Annotated in this window: 8 protein-coding genes; 4 read left to right on the top strand and 4 right to left on the bottom strand. The window is 68.2% G+C overall.

The features are described from left to right. Positions 1–372 precede the first annotated feature (372 nt). Genes GVL12_RS01730 through GVL12_RS01720 form a run of 3 tightly spaced genes read left to right on the top strand, consistent with a single transcriptional unit; the run spans position 373 to position 5,581 of the window. A complete protein-coding gene (locus GVL12_RS01730; protein ID WP_159910903.1) occupies positions 373–936 on the top strand; it encodes a DUF2760 domain-containing protein in 564 nt (187 codons plus the stop codon). Beyond that, complete coding sequence (locus GVL12_RS01725) at positions 933–2,783, top strand: Hsp70 family protein (protein ID WP_159910902.1); 1,851 nt, start codon at positions 933–935, stop codon at positions 2,781–2,783. Before GVL12_RS01730 ends, GVL12_RS01725 begins: the two co-directional genes overlap by 4 nt. 14 nt (positions 2,784–2,797) lie before the next feature. Beyond that, on the top strand, positions 2,798–5,581 hold the full coding sequence (locus GVL12_RS01720; protein ID WP_159910901.1) for an Hsp70 family protein: 2,784 nt from the start codon (positions 2,798–2,800) through the stop codon (positions 5,579–5,581). A 162-nt stretch (positions 5,582–5,743) separates the two neighbouring features. On the opposite strand, the gene GVL12_RS01715 is transcribed toward GVL12_RS01720, so the two are convergent. The 4 genes from GVL12_RS01715 to cphA (GVL12_RS01700) form a co-directional block, all read right to left on the bottom strand. Then, a complete protein-coding gene (locus GVL12_RS01715) occupies positions 5,744–6,019 on the bottom strand; it encodes a hypothetical protein (RefSeq protein WP_159910900.1) in 276 nt (91 codons plus the stop codon). A gap of 85 nt (positions 6,020–6,104) precedes the next feature. Next, positions 6,105–6,584, bottom strand: a complete 480-nt coding sequence (locus GVL12_RS01710; protein WP_159910899.1) for a CreA family protein — start codon at positions 6,582–6,584, stop codon at positions 6,105–6,107. A gap of 84 nt (positions 6,585–6,668) precedes the next feature. Continuing rightward, a complete protein-coding gene (cphA, locus tag GVL12_RS01705; protein ID WP_159910898.1) occupies positions 6,669–9,254 on the bottom strand; it encodes a cyanophycin synthetase in 2,586 nt (861 codons plus the stop codon). A 70-nt stretch (positions 9,255–9,324) separates the two neighbouring features. After that, positions 9,325–11,496: a cyanophycin synthetase gene (gene cphA / locus GVL12_RS01700; RefSeq protein WP_159910897.1), complete on the bottom strand. Its 2,172-nt coding sequence runs from the start codon at positions 11,494–11,496 to the stop codon at positions 9,325–9,327. 413 nt (positions 11,497–11,909) lie between these two features. On the opposite strand from cphA (GVL12_RS01700), the gene GVL12_RS01695 reads away from it, so the two are divergent. Continuing rightward, a complete protein-coding gene (locus GVL12_RS01695; protein WP_200843419.1) occupies positions 11,910–13,997 on the top strand; it encodes an ABC transporter ATP-binding protein in 2,088 nt (695 codons plus the stop codon). Positions 13,998–14,001: the final 4 nt, after the last annotated feature.

The following is a 14,001-nucleotide window of genomic DNA, read 5'->3' as shown; positions in this document are numbered from 1 at the left end:
GTCCGGGCGTTGATGCGCCGGGCGCCGATGCGCCTGCCGCCGCGCAGCGCTGCGCCACAGGCAGGGCCTGGTCAGCGAGCGAAGGGAAGGCGGTGGGCATGGGAATGAACGGCAATCGGATTGGGCCGCATTATCGCATCGCATGCATTTCCCGTGCGCCCCTGGGCCCGGCGCGCATGAATGTAAAAACCTATAGACGGCTCCGTCACGTGGCATCGCAAGCCGCGCCCGTGCACGGATTCGTTAACATGACCCTCCCTTTTCATGCCGTGGCCCCCGGGCCCCGTGCGCCTGCGGTCAGGCGTTGTGCACAGCGGGCCGGTTGACCGGCCCGTGCGCGCGCCGACCGCGTTGATGATGGCAGACCTGAACATGAACTCCACTCCTCCCTCCTTCCTGTCGCGCGTTGCGCTTGCCGTGAGCAGTTTCTTCGCGATCCTGGGCGACGCGCGTTTCGCGGCCAATGTTGCCCGCCTGCGCGGCGGCGAAGCGTTCGCGGCCGATAGGCCGGCGCCGGCCCCGGTCGCCGCACCCGCGCCCGTCGCTCCCTCCGTGGCCGCCGAAACCAGCGCGCTGCAACTGCTGGGCCTGCTGCAGCGCGAAGCGCGCTTCGTCGATTTCGTGCAGGAGGACACCACGGGCTACAGCGATGCCGACATCGGCGCCGCGACCCGCGTGGTGCATGCGGGCTGCCGCAAGGTGCTGGCCGAGCATTTCACGCTCGAGCCGGTGCGCAGCGAAGCCGAAGGCAGCCGCGTGACGCTGGCCGCGGGCTTTGACGCGGCGGCCGTGCGCCTCACGGGCAATGTCGTCGGCCAGGCGCCGTTCACCGGCACGCTGGGCCACCGCGGCTGGCGCGTGAGCGCCACGCGCCTGCCCCAGCTCACCGACGCCAAGGCGGCCAGCGTGATTGCCCAGGCCGAGGTGGAACTGTGAGCGGCTCGCGCTACAGCATAGGCATCGACCTGGGTACCACGCACTGCGCGCTGTCCTGGGTCGACCAGCAGGCCAGCGATGGCGACCAGGTGGTGCATGGCGTGCTAGCCATTCCCCAACTGACCGGCCCCGCGGCCGTCGAAGCCAGGCCGCTGCTGCCCTCGTTTCTCTACCTGCCGCATGAAAGCGAACTCGCGCCTGGCGACCTCGCGCTGCCCTGGGGCGCGCAGCAGGATTTCGCCGTGGGTGAGCTCGCGCGCACGCGCGGCGCGGCCACGCCCATCCGGCTGGTGAGCAGCGCCAAGAGCTGGCTGTGCCATCCGGGCGTGGACCGGCGCGCGCCGCTGCTGCCGGCCGACGCGCCCGCCGAAGTGCAGCGCATCTCGCCGCTCACCGCGTCCATCCGCTATCTGTCGCACCTGCGCTGGGCCTGGGAGCAGGCGCACCCCGAAGCGCCATTCGACGCCCAGGACATCACGGTGACGATTCCCGCCTCGTTCGACCCGGCTGCGCGCGAACTCACGGCCGAAGCCGCGCGCGCCGCGGGCTTTCAGCAGCTGACGCTGCTCGAGGAGCCGCAAGCCGCGCTCTACAGCTGGATCCAGGGCAGCGCCGGCGACTGGCGCAAGCAGGTCCGGCCCGGCGACGTGATCCTGGTGGTCGACGTCGGCGGCGGCACCACCGATCTGTCGCTGATGGCGGTGCTCGAGAACGCGGGCGAACTGAGCCTGCAGCGCGTTGCCGTGGGCGAACACATCTTGCTCGGCGGCGACAATATGGATCTGGCGCTGGCCTATGGCGTGGCGCGCAAGCTCGCGGCCGAAGGCCGCCAGCTCGATGCCTGGCAGACGCGCGCGCTGGCCCATGCCTGCCGCGCGGCCAAGGAGGCGCTGCTCGGCGATGCCTCGCTTGAAAGCGTTCCCGTGGTCGTTCCCAGCCGCGGCTCCAAGCTCATCGGCGGCTCGGTGCGCACCGAAGTCACGCGCGCCGAACTCACGCAGATCCTGGTCGACGGCTTCTTCCCGCAGGTGGCCGTGGGCGACAAGCCGCTCACGCGCGCACGCGCCGCGCTGACCCAGCTGGGCCTGCCCTATGCGCAGGACGCCGCTGTCACGCGCCACCTTGCGGCCTTCCTGTCGCGCCAGGCCGGCGCGACCGAAGCCATGGCAGGCTTGCAGGGCACGCAGCCCGAAGGCGCGAGCTTCCTCCACCCCTCTGCCGTACTGTTCAACGGCGGCGTGCTCAAGTCGGGCCTGATCGCCGAGCGCCTGCTCACGGTGCTCAACGGCTGGCTCGCGGCCGAAGGCGCGGCGCCCGCGCGGCTGCTGGGCGGTGCCGATCTGGACCTGGCCGTGGCGCGCGGCGCGGCCTATTTCGGCTATGTGCGGCGCGGCCGCGGCGTGCGCATCCGCGGCGGCGCGGCGCAGTCGTACTACGTGGGCGTGGAGTCCAACATGCCGGCGATTCCCGGCATGGAGCCGCCGCTGTCGGCGCTGTGCCTCGCGCCATTCGGCATGGAGGAGGGCACGGAAGTGACCCTTGATGCCCAGGAGTTCGGCCTGGTCGTGGGCGAGCCCGTGCGGCTGCGCTTTTTCGGCTCGTCGACACGGCGCAATGATCAGGTCGGCAGCCTGCTCGAGTTCTGGGGCCCCGAGGAACTGGTCGAGCTGCAGGAGATTGAAATCCTGCTGCCGGCCCAGGGCCGCGCACCCGGTGAAATCGTTGCCGTGCGCCTGCATGCGAGCGTGACCGATATCGGCACGCTCGAATTGCATGCCGTTCCGCTGGGCAGCGACGAGCGCTGGAAGGTGGAGTTCGACGTGCGCGCTGACAGCGCCACCGTCTGAAAAGGGAGGGCGCATTGACCCAGTCCGCAGCCGCGTATATCGTCGGCATTGACCTGGGCACCAGCCATACGCTGCTGGCCTATGCGCCCGCCGATGGCAGTGCCCCGGTCGCGCTGCTGCCGATCGCGCAGCGCGTGTCCGCAGCCGAGATCGCGGCGGGGCCGCTGCTGCCTTCGTTGCGCTACCAGGCGGGCGATGGCGAGCTCGCGCCCGCGACCTGGCAGCAGCCCTGGCCGCCGCTGTTCGCCAGCGAGGCGGCGCCGGCGCTGCTCGGGCGCTATGCCCAGGACCTGGGCGCGCAGGTGCCGGGCCGGCTGGTGAGCAGCGCCAAGAGCTGGCTGTCGCATGCGGGCGTGGACCGCTCGGCACCCATCCTGCCCTGGGGCGCGCCCGAGGGCGTGCAGAAGATTTCGCCGTTGCAGGCCAGCGCGGGCTATCTGGCCCATCTGCGCGCGGCCTGGGACGCGCAGTTTCCCGATGCGCCGCTTGCGCAGCAGGAACTGGTGCTCACCGTGCCCGCGTCGTTTGACGAAGGCGCGCGCGCGCTGACGCTCGAAGCCGCGCAGCTCGCCGGACTGCCGCCGCTGCGCCTGCTCGAGGAACCCCAGGCCGCGCTGCACGACTGGCTGCTGATGCAGTCGGCGCAGGTGGGCCAGGCCTTGCAGGGCACCGAATGGCTGCTGGTCGTCGATATCGGCGGCGGCACGACCGATCTGAGCCTGGTGCAAGTGAAGTCTACCGACGGCCTGCCCGAACTCACGCGCCGCGGCGTGGGCGCGCACCTGATGCTGGGCGGCGACAACATGGATCTGGCGCTGGCCCACGGCCTCGAAGCCGCAATGGCCGCGCCCCAGCTACGGCTGTCGGCCGCGCGCTTTGCGCAGCTGGTGCAGCGCTGCCGCGTCGCCAAGGAGCAGTTGCTGGCGCCCGATGCGCCCGAAGCCGTCACGGTCACGCTGCTGGGCAGCGGCGCGCAACTGATGGGCGGCGCGCGCTCGGTTGAGCTACGACGCGAGACAGTGCGCGAGCGATTGCTTGAAGGATTTTTCCCGCTGCAGCGTGCCGATGCGCGCCCGCAGCAACGCCAGTCGGGCCTGCTGGCCTGGGGCCTGCCTTATCCCTTTGACGCGGCGATCACGCGCCATCTCGCGGCTTTTCTCAGCGCCCATGCCGAGTTGCTGGGCCCGCAAGGTATGCCCGACAGCGTGCTGTTCAATGGCGGCGTGTTCCATAGCCCCGCCATTGCGCAGCGCGTGGTCGATCAGCTCGTGCAGTGGCGCGGCGCGCCGCTGCGCGTGCTGGTCAATGCCCACCCCGACTGGGCCGTGGCGCGCGGCGCCGTCGCCTATGGCCTGGAGCGCGCCCAGCGCGGCCAGCCTTCCCATGCACCTGCTGCGCCGCGCGGTCTGCGCATTGGCGGCGGTTCGGCGCGCAGCTATTTCCTGCGGCTTGACGCCGGCGACAGCGCGCTGCGCGCGATCTGCATACTGCCCCAGGGCAGCGAGGAAGGCGTGGCCCAGCGCCTGGACGGGCAGCGCTTCTCGCTGCGCCTCGGACAGGCCGTGCGCTTTCACCTGCTGGCCTCGACCGCACCGGGCCAGGTGGCGGCCGGCGCGGTGCGTGATCTTGCGGCCGAGGAACTGGTGCACCTGCCGCCCCTCACCGCCGTGCTGCCCGCGCCGCCGGGCCGCGAACGCGCCCAGGTCGAAGTCATGCTGCAGGCCACGATGACCGAAGTCGGCACGCTCGAGGTGCAATGCGTGGCCGCGCAGGACCCGGCGCAGACCTGGCCGTTGATATTCGCTGTTCGCGGTGAAACCGATGAAGCGGCAATGGCGGATACGACCGCGGCCAATGCCGAGCTGGCCCGTGCGATCGCGCAGATCGAGCGCGTGTTCGGCAGCCAGGACCAGAGCGTGGCCACCAAGGAAGTGCGGCAGTTGCGCACGGCGCTCGAGAAGACATTGGGTGCGCGCGAAAGCTGGGATCTCGCGCTGCTGCGCACGCTGTTCGACGCACTGCTGGCGCGCGCACGGCGCAGGCGGCGCACGCCCGAGCACGAGCGCAGTTGGCTCAACCTCGCGGGTTACTGCCTGCGCCCCGGCGTGGGCGCGCAACTCGACGACTGGCGCATGGCCCAGGTCTGGGCACTGCACGACCAGGGCATCGCCCACCAGCACGACAGCGGCAACTGGGCCGAATGGTGGATCTTCTGGCGGCGCGCGGCCGCGGGCCTGAGCGAAGCCCGGCAGATGCAATTGCTCGAGGACGTCGCCGGCCATATGCAGCAGGCCGGGCAGCGCGCGCAGGGCAAGGCGTCGGCCATGGGCAGCTACGACGACATGGTGCGGCTGTTCGCCGTGCTCGAGAACGTACCCTGGGCCTACCGGCTGGAGATGGGGCAGTGGATGCTGGACCGATTGCGCAAGCCCGGGGAATCTGAGCAGACCTGGTGGGCACTGGGGCGGCTGTGCAGCCGCGTGCCGCTGAGCCCCGCGGGCGCGCACCAGGTCATTCCGCCCGAGCAGCTCGATCCGTTCCTCGAAGCCGTGCTGGCCCAGGACTGGCGCCACAACGACAGCGCGATGTTCGCCGCCGTGCAGATGGCGCGCATGACCGGCGACCGCGCCCGTGACCTGAGCGATGCCCAGCGCGCGCCGGTCATCGCGCGGCTGGCGCAGCAGCGCGCGCCGGAGAACTGGCAGGCGATGGTGACCAGCGTGGTCGAGCTTGACGCGGCCGAGCAGCGCCGCAGTTTCGGGGAGAGCTTGCCGCAGGGGTTGGTGTTGATTGCTTAATCGAGAAGGCTATCGAACGCAGCGCCCTGAAACGCCCTTCGACCGGGCCGCGCAGGCAGGCTCAGGGCGAACGGTAGTGGCGACATCCGTTCGCCCTGAGCTTGTCGAAGGGTGAACGCAGGGCGTCAAATTATCCACCGAGGCTTTTTGCGGCACGAAGCATCAAGAAGCCCGCGGATTGTTCTTGGGGTCCAGCCGGCGCGCCTCGGTATTGCGCGCGTCGGTGTCCTGCTGGCCGCTGGCGATATCGGCATGGGCCTGGCGCATCTTTTCGCTGGGCGCGCCATGGGTCATGTCGACCGATTCGTCGCGCTCGTGCGGCAGCTTGGGCGCTTTGCTCGGGTCGCCGTCTTCGCGCTCTGTGGTGTCGACGCTGCGCGGTGTGTCGATGGTCGCTGTGGGCGTGGAGGACTTCTCGGGAGTCTGGGGCTTGGCCATGGTTTTATCCTTTGCGCGGGGAGCAAGTCCCCATGCTAGGCCGGCTGCCGCGCGCAGCCTGTAGGCCGGAGTCGTCCTTGGGCGGCTATTTCTTCACCGGGATAGGCGTGGCGCGCGGCACGGGCACGGCCGTGACGCTGTTTTGCGGCGAACCTTCGATCACGCGGTCGGAATAGGTCATGTAGACCAGCGTGTTGCGCGGCACGTCGAGCATGCGCACCACGCGCAGGCGCTTGAACAGCAGCGAGGCGCGTTCGCTGTAGACCTCTTCCTGCTGGCGCAGCGGTTCGGTGATCTGGATCGGGCCGGTCTGGTGGCAGCTGATCGATGCTTCGGCGCGGTCTTCGGCCAGGCCCAGCCCGCCCTTGATGCCGCCGGTCTTGGCGCGCGAGACATAGCAGGTCACGCCAGGCACCTTGGGATCGTCATAGGCATCGACCACGATCTTGTGGTCCGGGCCCAGCAGCTTGAACACGGTATCGACCGAGCCAATGGTTTCGGTCTGGGCGGCGCCGCAGCCCGCCAGGGCAAGAATCAGCAGGGCTTTGAGCGTTTTATGGGGCATGGGGGCTGAATGAAAAAGGGGAGCGATGGGCCCCCCAGTTTGTACCATCTGAGCTATGCAAGGCACTCAAGCCGTGCCAGCGGCTCAGGGGGTGCTTTTCAGATCCGCTTCGGCTACATGCTTTTGCAGATGGGCCAGCGCGAGCTCGACCTGGTCGATCAGCACTAGGCACAGGTCGCCGGGCTGCAGGCGCGCGAGCGCGTGGTCTATGGCCACGAACTCGCCCTGGATTTCGGTCACATAGCTGGTGCGGCTCGCACCGGCCAGGCCCTGCTGCAGCAGGCGCAGCACTTCGCCGTTCTCGCGGCCGCGCTGGCATGCGTCCTGGTAGAGCACCACATCGTCGAACGCATGGCCCAGGATCTTGGTCTGCTCGCTGATGTCCTGGTCGCGGCGGTCGCCCGCGCCGCTGATGACCACGCTGCGCTTCTTCGCGGGCATGGCTTCGACGGCCTGGACCAGCGCGCGCATCGCGTCCGGGTTGTGGCCGTAGTCGGCGATGATGGTCGCGCCGCGGTAGTCCATGACGTTGAAGCGGCCGGGCGCGTTGTCGCTGTCGTTGACGAAGCCCGACAGGCCGCGGCGTATGGTTTCCCAGGGAAGCTGAGCGCCCCAGGCCGCGGCCGTGGCCGCCATCACGTTCTCGACCTGGAAGCCTATGCTGCCGGCGCGCGTGATCGGCACGTCGCGCAGCAAAATGGTTTCGCGCCACGAGCCTTCGGCGGCGACGATCGCATCGCCGTCGACGTAGACCACGCGGTTGCCCTGGGCGCGGTGCGTGGCCATCACCGGGTGGTGGCGGTCGGCCGCGAAGTAGATGATCTTGCCGGGGCAGACGCTGGCCATGGCCGCGACATGCGGGTCGATGGCGTTGAGCACGGCGTAGCCCGTGGGCGTGACGTTTTGCACGATCACGCGCTTGAGCACGGCCAGGTCTTCGACGGTGGTGATGAAGTTCAGGCCCAGGTGGTCGCCTTCGCCGACGTTGGTCACCACGGCGACCTGGCAGTGGTCAAAGCCCAGGCCTTCGCGCAGGATGCCGCCGCGCGCGCATTCGAGCACGGCGGCGTCGACTTCGGGGTGGGCCAGCACATTGCGCGCGCTGCGCGGGCCCGAGCAGTCGCCGCTGTCGATCTGGCGGCCGTTGACGTAGACGCCATCGGTGTTGGTCATGCCCACGCGCAGGCCATGGGCCGTGAACAGGTGGCCGATGATGCGCGCCGTCGTGGTCTTGCCGTTGGTGCCGGTCACGGCGATCAGGGGAATGCGGCCGTCCTGGCCATGGGCGAACAGCTGGTCGACCATGGGCACGCCGACGTTGCGCGGCTTGCCGAACGAGGGTGCGAGGTGCATGCGCAGGCCGGGCGCGGCGTTGACTTCGACCACGCCGCCGTTTTGCTCCTCGAGCGGGCGCAGCATGGTTTCGCAGACCACATCGACGCCGCAGATGTGCAGGCCTATGGTCTGCGCGGCCTCGACGGCGCGCGCCGCGATCTCGGGGTGCACGTCATCGGTCACGTCGGTCGCGCTGCCGCCGGTCGACAGATTGGCGTTGTTGCGCAGCACCACGCGCTGGCCCTGGGCGGGCACGGACTCGGGCGTCAGGCCTTCGGCCGCGATATGCGCGACGGCGATGTCGTCGAGGCGGATCTTGGTCAGCGCCGTGCCATGGCCCGAGCCGCGGCGCGGGTCCAGGTTGACGGTGTCGACCAACTGGCGGATCGTGTGCTGGCCGTCGCCGAGCACCTGGGGCGGCTCGCGGCGCGCGGCGGCGACGAGCTGGTCGCCGACGACCAGCAGGCGGAAGTCATGGCCGGGCAGGAAGCGCTCGACCATCACCGTGCCGTACTTCGCGGCCGAGGCGTAGGCGGATTCGAACTGGCCGCGTTCGGTCAGGTTGACCGTCACGCCCTTGCCCTGGTTGCCGTCCTGGGGCTTGACCACGACCGGCAGGCCGACTTCGAGCGCGACTTCCCAGGCTTCATCGACCGTCTCGACCGGGCGGCCCAGCGGCACGGGCACGCCGGCCGAGTGCAGCAGGCGCTTGGTCAGGTCCTTGTCCTGGGCGATGGATTCGGCGACGGCGCTGGTGTTGTCGAGCTCGGCGGCCTGGATGCGGCGCGCTTTCGCGCCCCAGCCCAGTTGCACCAGCGAGCCCGAAGTCAGGCGGCGAAACGGAATGCCGCGCGCCACGGCCGCGTCGACGATGGCGCCGGTGGAGGGGCCGATGCGCTCTTCTTCATTGAGTTCGCGCAAGGCGATGATCGCGGCTTCGGCGTCGAAAGCGGTGTCGCCGAGCGCGGCCTGCACCAGTTCCAGCGCCCTTTCCATGGCCCGCTTGCCAACGGTTTCCTCGGTGTACTCGACCACCACCTGGAACGTGCCTTGCTCCAGGGTTTCCTGGGTGCGGCTGAACGTCACGGGGCAGCCGGCCCGGGCCTGTAGCGACAGCGCCGCGACTTCGAGCACATGGGCCAGCGACAGGCGCTGGGCTGCGCCATGGGGCTGCAGCGGCGCGATGTTGGGGAAGCGCGCGCGCAGCTTTTCCTCGAAGCCGGCAATGGCGGTGTAGCACTGCTCGTTGTCTTCGCACTGCACGATGGCTTCGATGGCGGTGCTGCGGGTCCAGAGATTCGGGCCACGCAAGGCGCGGATGCGGGTGATCTGCATAGTGGGTTCTTTCAGATGGCGGACTGGCGTGGGGCCAGCCGGCATGCATGTCGTCGTGGTTTGCGTGAAATCAGTTGCTGTATTCGAAGGTCTTGATACCGGCGCCGATCAGATCGGGCGAGATATCGAGCGCCCAGGCCGCGGCGATCGCGGCCAGCAGCGCCGGCGTGTCGGGGCGCTTGCCACCGGGCAGCGAAAGCGCGGCCAGCGTGCCCAGCACGCGCTCCTGCGCCCCCGTGGCCAGCACCACATTGCTGTCCTTGACGAGCACGGCGCGGCCGCCTTCGTTGTCCTGGCGGTGGGCCGCGACCACGGGGTTGGCCGCGTCCAGCGTGTACAGAATCACTTCGCCGTCGCTGAGCTCGGCCAGATCGGCGACTTCGGGCAGGTCGGCATTGAGCACGCCCGCGCCGTGGGTCAGCACCACGTCGATCTGGGTGCGGATCACGCGGCGCATCTGGCCGGCCTCGAGCACGTCGTGGTCGGCCAGCGTTGCGTAGCCGTCCATGTCGGTGACCACGCCGATCAGGCAGCGGTCATAGGCCAGGCCTTCTTCCAGAATGGAGCGCGGCGTGGTCTGGATCACCGCGGCTTCGGCCAGGCGGTTTGTGAGCAGGCGGTGCGCGCCCGCCCAGTTGGCGGTATCGGTTTTTTGCGTGCGGCGGTTGGCGAGGAACATGCCTTCGCTGCTGGCCACGCCGGTGCGCTTGCCCGACAGCTGCAGCAGCCAGCCCACGAGACGTGCGATGAACGCGTTCTCGCGCGTGCCGACGATGCCCACGAGGGGAATGCGGCCTGCATCGCGGTCTTCCTCTGTGCGCGGGAACAGGTGGTCGGCAATCGCCATGCCCACGGGGCGCGGCGCGCCGTTGGTGGGCTTGAGGTGCATCAGCAGGCCCGGGCCGGCGTTGACTTCGAGGATGGCGCCCTGACCCTGCATGGGCTGGGAAACGTCCTTGAGGATCATGTCCATGCCCGCGATGTCGAGCCCGACGATCTTCGCGGCCAGCGTCGCGTAGTACGCCACGTCCGGATGCACGTCGTCGGTGCAGTCGATCGCCATGTTGCCGTTGCGCTGCAGCAGCACGGCCTGGCCCTTGGGAATGATGGAATCGGGCGTGACGTTCTGGCGGTTGAGCTCGAGCTTCACGGCGCCGGCCTGCAGGTTGATCCAGTCGAGCGGGAACTCCTGCTCGGGGCCGCGGCGCGGGTCCTGGTTGAGCACTTCGACCAGCTCACCGAGCGTCGCCGTGCCGTTGCCGTAGACGCTCACGGTCTCGCCCTTGGTCGCGGCGGCCACCTTGCCGCCGACGACCAGAATGCGGTGCTCTACGCCATCGATGAACTTCTCGACGATCACGTCCGAGCCTTCGGGCCGGGCCAGCGCGAACGCGGCCTTGATATCGTTTTCCGCGTAAAGCTCCAGCGTCACGCCACGCGCGTGGTTGCCGTCGGACGGCTTGACGGTGACCGGCGTGCCGATGTCCTGCGCGACTTCCCAGGCTTCCTCGGGGCTGTTGACCACCTGGCCTTCGGGCACGGGCACGCCGCAGGCCGCGAGCAGGCGCTTGGTGAAGTCCTTGTCCTGGGCAATGCCTTCGGCGATCGCGCTGGTCTGGTCGGACTCTGCGGTCCAGATGCGGCGCTGGGCCGCGCCGTAGCCGAGCTGCACCAGGTTGCCGTCGTTGAGACGGATATGCGGAATGCGACGCTCGCTCGCGGCGTCGACGATGCAGCCGGTCGAGGGCCCGAGGTAGCGGTCGTTGATTGCGGTCTTGATCGCGTGGATCGCGGGCTTGAGATCGAACGGCTGGTCGTTGATCGCGGCCATCAGCAGCTTGTGGCCCATTTCGAGCGCCACGCGGGCCACGGCTTCCTCGGGGCAGCGAAATACCATGCGGTACACGCCACGCTTGGAGATTTCGCGTGTCTGGCCGAATTCGGCGGGCAGGCCGGCGAGGTTCAGCAGCTCGATGACCACATGCTCGAGCACATGGCCCATCCAGGTGCCCCCTTCGAGCCGCTGAATGAAGCCGCCGCGCTCGCCGACGCCGCAGGTGTGCTCGATCAGGTCGGGCAGCCAGCGGGTCAGGCGTTCGTTGAGGCCGGGAATCTTGTTGGACGGATATTCTTCGAGTTCACCCAGATCCAGCCACACCTCGAGCACGGGCCTATAGGTCCAGACACTGGGGCCGCGCAGGAAGGTGGTACGCAGGAGTTGGATATCGTTGAGTTTCGCCATGTCATTCTGCGGGTAAGGAAGGGGGGAGCAGGATGGTTCTTTCCTGCCCGGGAGTGAAAGGCATTGTGCCGTTTGTCAGCCTAAATGCAGGCTCGCGCGTTGAGCAATGGGTAACGAGTGTCCGGCGCTGCCGCGTTCACCATGCCGATGCGGTTGTCCGTAAGACTCTTGGAGCCGCCAGCGGCGGAGGAAAATAATTCAACATGCAACATCACCATACTGTGGACGCCTCGGCAGTCTTTGCCGGCCCTCTGGGGGACGAACTGCGAGCCAAGCTCGCTTCTGATGAGAACGTCCTAGCCATCGTCCCGGTTGACCTGAGTGCTGATTTGCAGTTCGGCAATGGTCTGTTGGCCCTGACGCAGGAAAGATTGCTGGCCTGCGATCCGAAGTCCGGGCAGTGGAGTGAGTGGGTGCTTGCTGTCGATCAGAGCTTGCGTCTGCAGGACCATGGCGGGGTCGGTCATCTGGAACTGCACAACCACGATGCGCGCCTGGCCCACTGGTTCGTCACGCTGAGCCACCAGGCCGCGATGGTGCTGCTGCAGCAGCAGTTCGATCGCCAGCGCGAACGCATCGCGCGCGCGCAGTCCTACAGCGCGCTCGACGACGAGGAAACCGCGCATTGCCCGGTCTGCCATGCCACCTTGCCGCCCGACACCGACGACTGCCCGGCCTGCGCGCGCCAGCAGGCGCCCCAGACCTCGACCTGGGTGCTGCTGCGCCTGTGGCGCTTTGCCAAGCCCTACCAGGGGCAACTGCTGCTGGGCTTTGTGCTGACGCTGGCCACGACCGGCGCGCAACTGGTCGCGCCCTACCTGACCATTCCGCTGATGGACAAGATCCTGATCCCGTTCCAGAACGGCGAACAGATCGACTCCGGGCTCGTGGTTTTCTACCTGAGCGCGCTGCTGATCTCGGCCCTGCTCGCCTGGGCGCTGGGCTGGGCGCGCACTTTCGTGCTCGCCAAGGTCTCCGAGCGCATAGGAGCGAACCTGCGCACCACCACCTACAACCACCTGCTGACCCTGTCGCTCGATTACTACGGCAGCAAGCGCACGGGCGACCTGATGGCGCGCATCGGTACCGAAACCGACCGCATCAACCTCTTTCTATCACTCAACGCGCTCGATTTCGTCACGGATGTGCTGATGATCGTGATGACGTCGGTGATCCTGTTCTCGATCAACCCCTGGCTGGCGCTGGTGACGCTGGTGCCGCTGCCGTTCATTGCCTGGATGATACACACCGTGCGCGACCGCCTGCGCACCGGCTTCGAGAAGATCGACCGCGTCTGGTCCGAAGTCACCAATGTGCTCGCCGACACCATTCCCGGCATTCGCGTGGTCAAGGCCTTCGCCCAGGAAAAGCGCGAAGCCGCCCGCTTCAACGACGCCAACCAGATCAACCTGCAGGCCAACGACAAGGTCAACAAGACCTGGTCGCTGTTCACGCCCACCGTGACGCTGCTGACCGAAATCGGTCTGCTGATCGTCTGGGGCTTCGGCATCTACCTGGTCGCGGACGGCTCAATCACCGTCGGTGTGCTGACCGCGTTCATTGCCTATATCGGCCGCTTCTACACGCGTCTGGACTCCATGAGCCGCATCGTCTCGGTCACGCAGAAGGCCGCTGCCGGCGCCAAGCGCATCTTCGACATCCTCGACCATGTGAGCAACGTGCCCCAGCCCGCCAACCCCGTGAAAATGGACCGGGTAGCGGGCGCGATCACCATGAAGGACGTGGGCTTTCGCTACGGCAGCCGCAGCGTGATCAAGCACTTGGACCTGGAGATACGGCCCGGCGAGATGATAGGCCTGGTCGGCCACAGCGGTTCGGGCAAGAGCACGCTGGTCAACCTGATCTGCCGCTTCTTCGACGTCTCGGCCGGCTCGATCCAGCTCGACGGCGTGGACGTGCGCCGCATCTCGGTGTCCGATTACCGCCGCAACATCGGCCTGGTGCTGCAGGAGCCGTTCCTGTTCTTCGGCACCATTGCCGAGAACATCGCCTATGGCAAGCCCGGAGCCACGCGCGCCGAAATCGTCGCCGCGGCGCGCGCCGCCCATGCGCACGAATTCATTTTGCGCCTGCCCCAGGGCTACGATTCGCTGGTCGGCGAGCGCGGCCAGAGCCTGTCGGGCGGCGAGCGCCAGCGCATCAGCATCGCGCGCGCGCTGCTGATCGACCCGCGCATCCTGATCCTCGACGAAGCGACCTCGGCCGTGGACACCGAAACCGAAAAGGAAATCCAGAAAGCACTCGACAACCTGGTACAGGGCCGGACCACGATTGCGATCGCCCACCGCCTGTCCACGCTGCGCAAGGCCGATCGCCTGGTGGTCATGGACCGCGGCGAAATCGTCGAAGTCGGCCCGCACGACGAACTCATCGCGCTGCGCGGCGCCTACTGGCGGCTCTACGAAGCCCAGGCACGGCGCGCCGAAGAAGATGCGCAGGCTGCGGGCCTGCTGCTGCAAACCACGCTGATCAAGGACTGAAGCC

The organism is Pantoea sp. 18069 (assembly GCF_902706035.1).
GTDB lineage: Bacteria > Pseudomonadota > Gammaproteobacteria > Burkholderiales > Burkholderiaceae_C > Comamonas.
Note: the sequence above shows the minus strand (reverse complement) of the source record. Positions and strands in the feature narration are given on the sequence as shown.

Bases quoted from the DNA above. Each gene is read 5' to 3' on its own strand.
- cphA (WP_159910898.1), bottom strand. From the start codon at position 9,254: ATGCAGATCACCCGCATCCGCGCCTTGCGTGGCCCGAATCTCTGGACC.
- GVL12_RS01715 (WP_159910900.1), bottom strand. From the start codon at position 6,019: ATGGCCAAGCCCCAGACTCCCGAGAAGTCCTCCACGCCCACAGCGACC.
- cphA (WP_159910897.1), bottom strand. From the start codon at position 11,496: ATGGCGAAACTCAACGATATCCAACTCCTGCGTACCACCTTCCTGCGC.
- GVL12_RS01710 (WP_159910899.1), bottom strand. From the start codon at position 6,584: ATGCCCCATAAAACGCTCAAAGCCCTGCTGATTCTTGCCCTGGCGGGC.
- GVL12_RS01730 (WP_159910903.1), top strand. From the start codon at position 373: ATGAACTCCACTCCTCCCTCCTTCCTGTCGCGCGTTGCGCTTGCCGTG.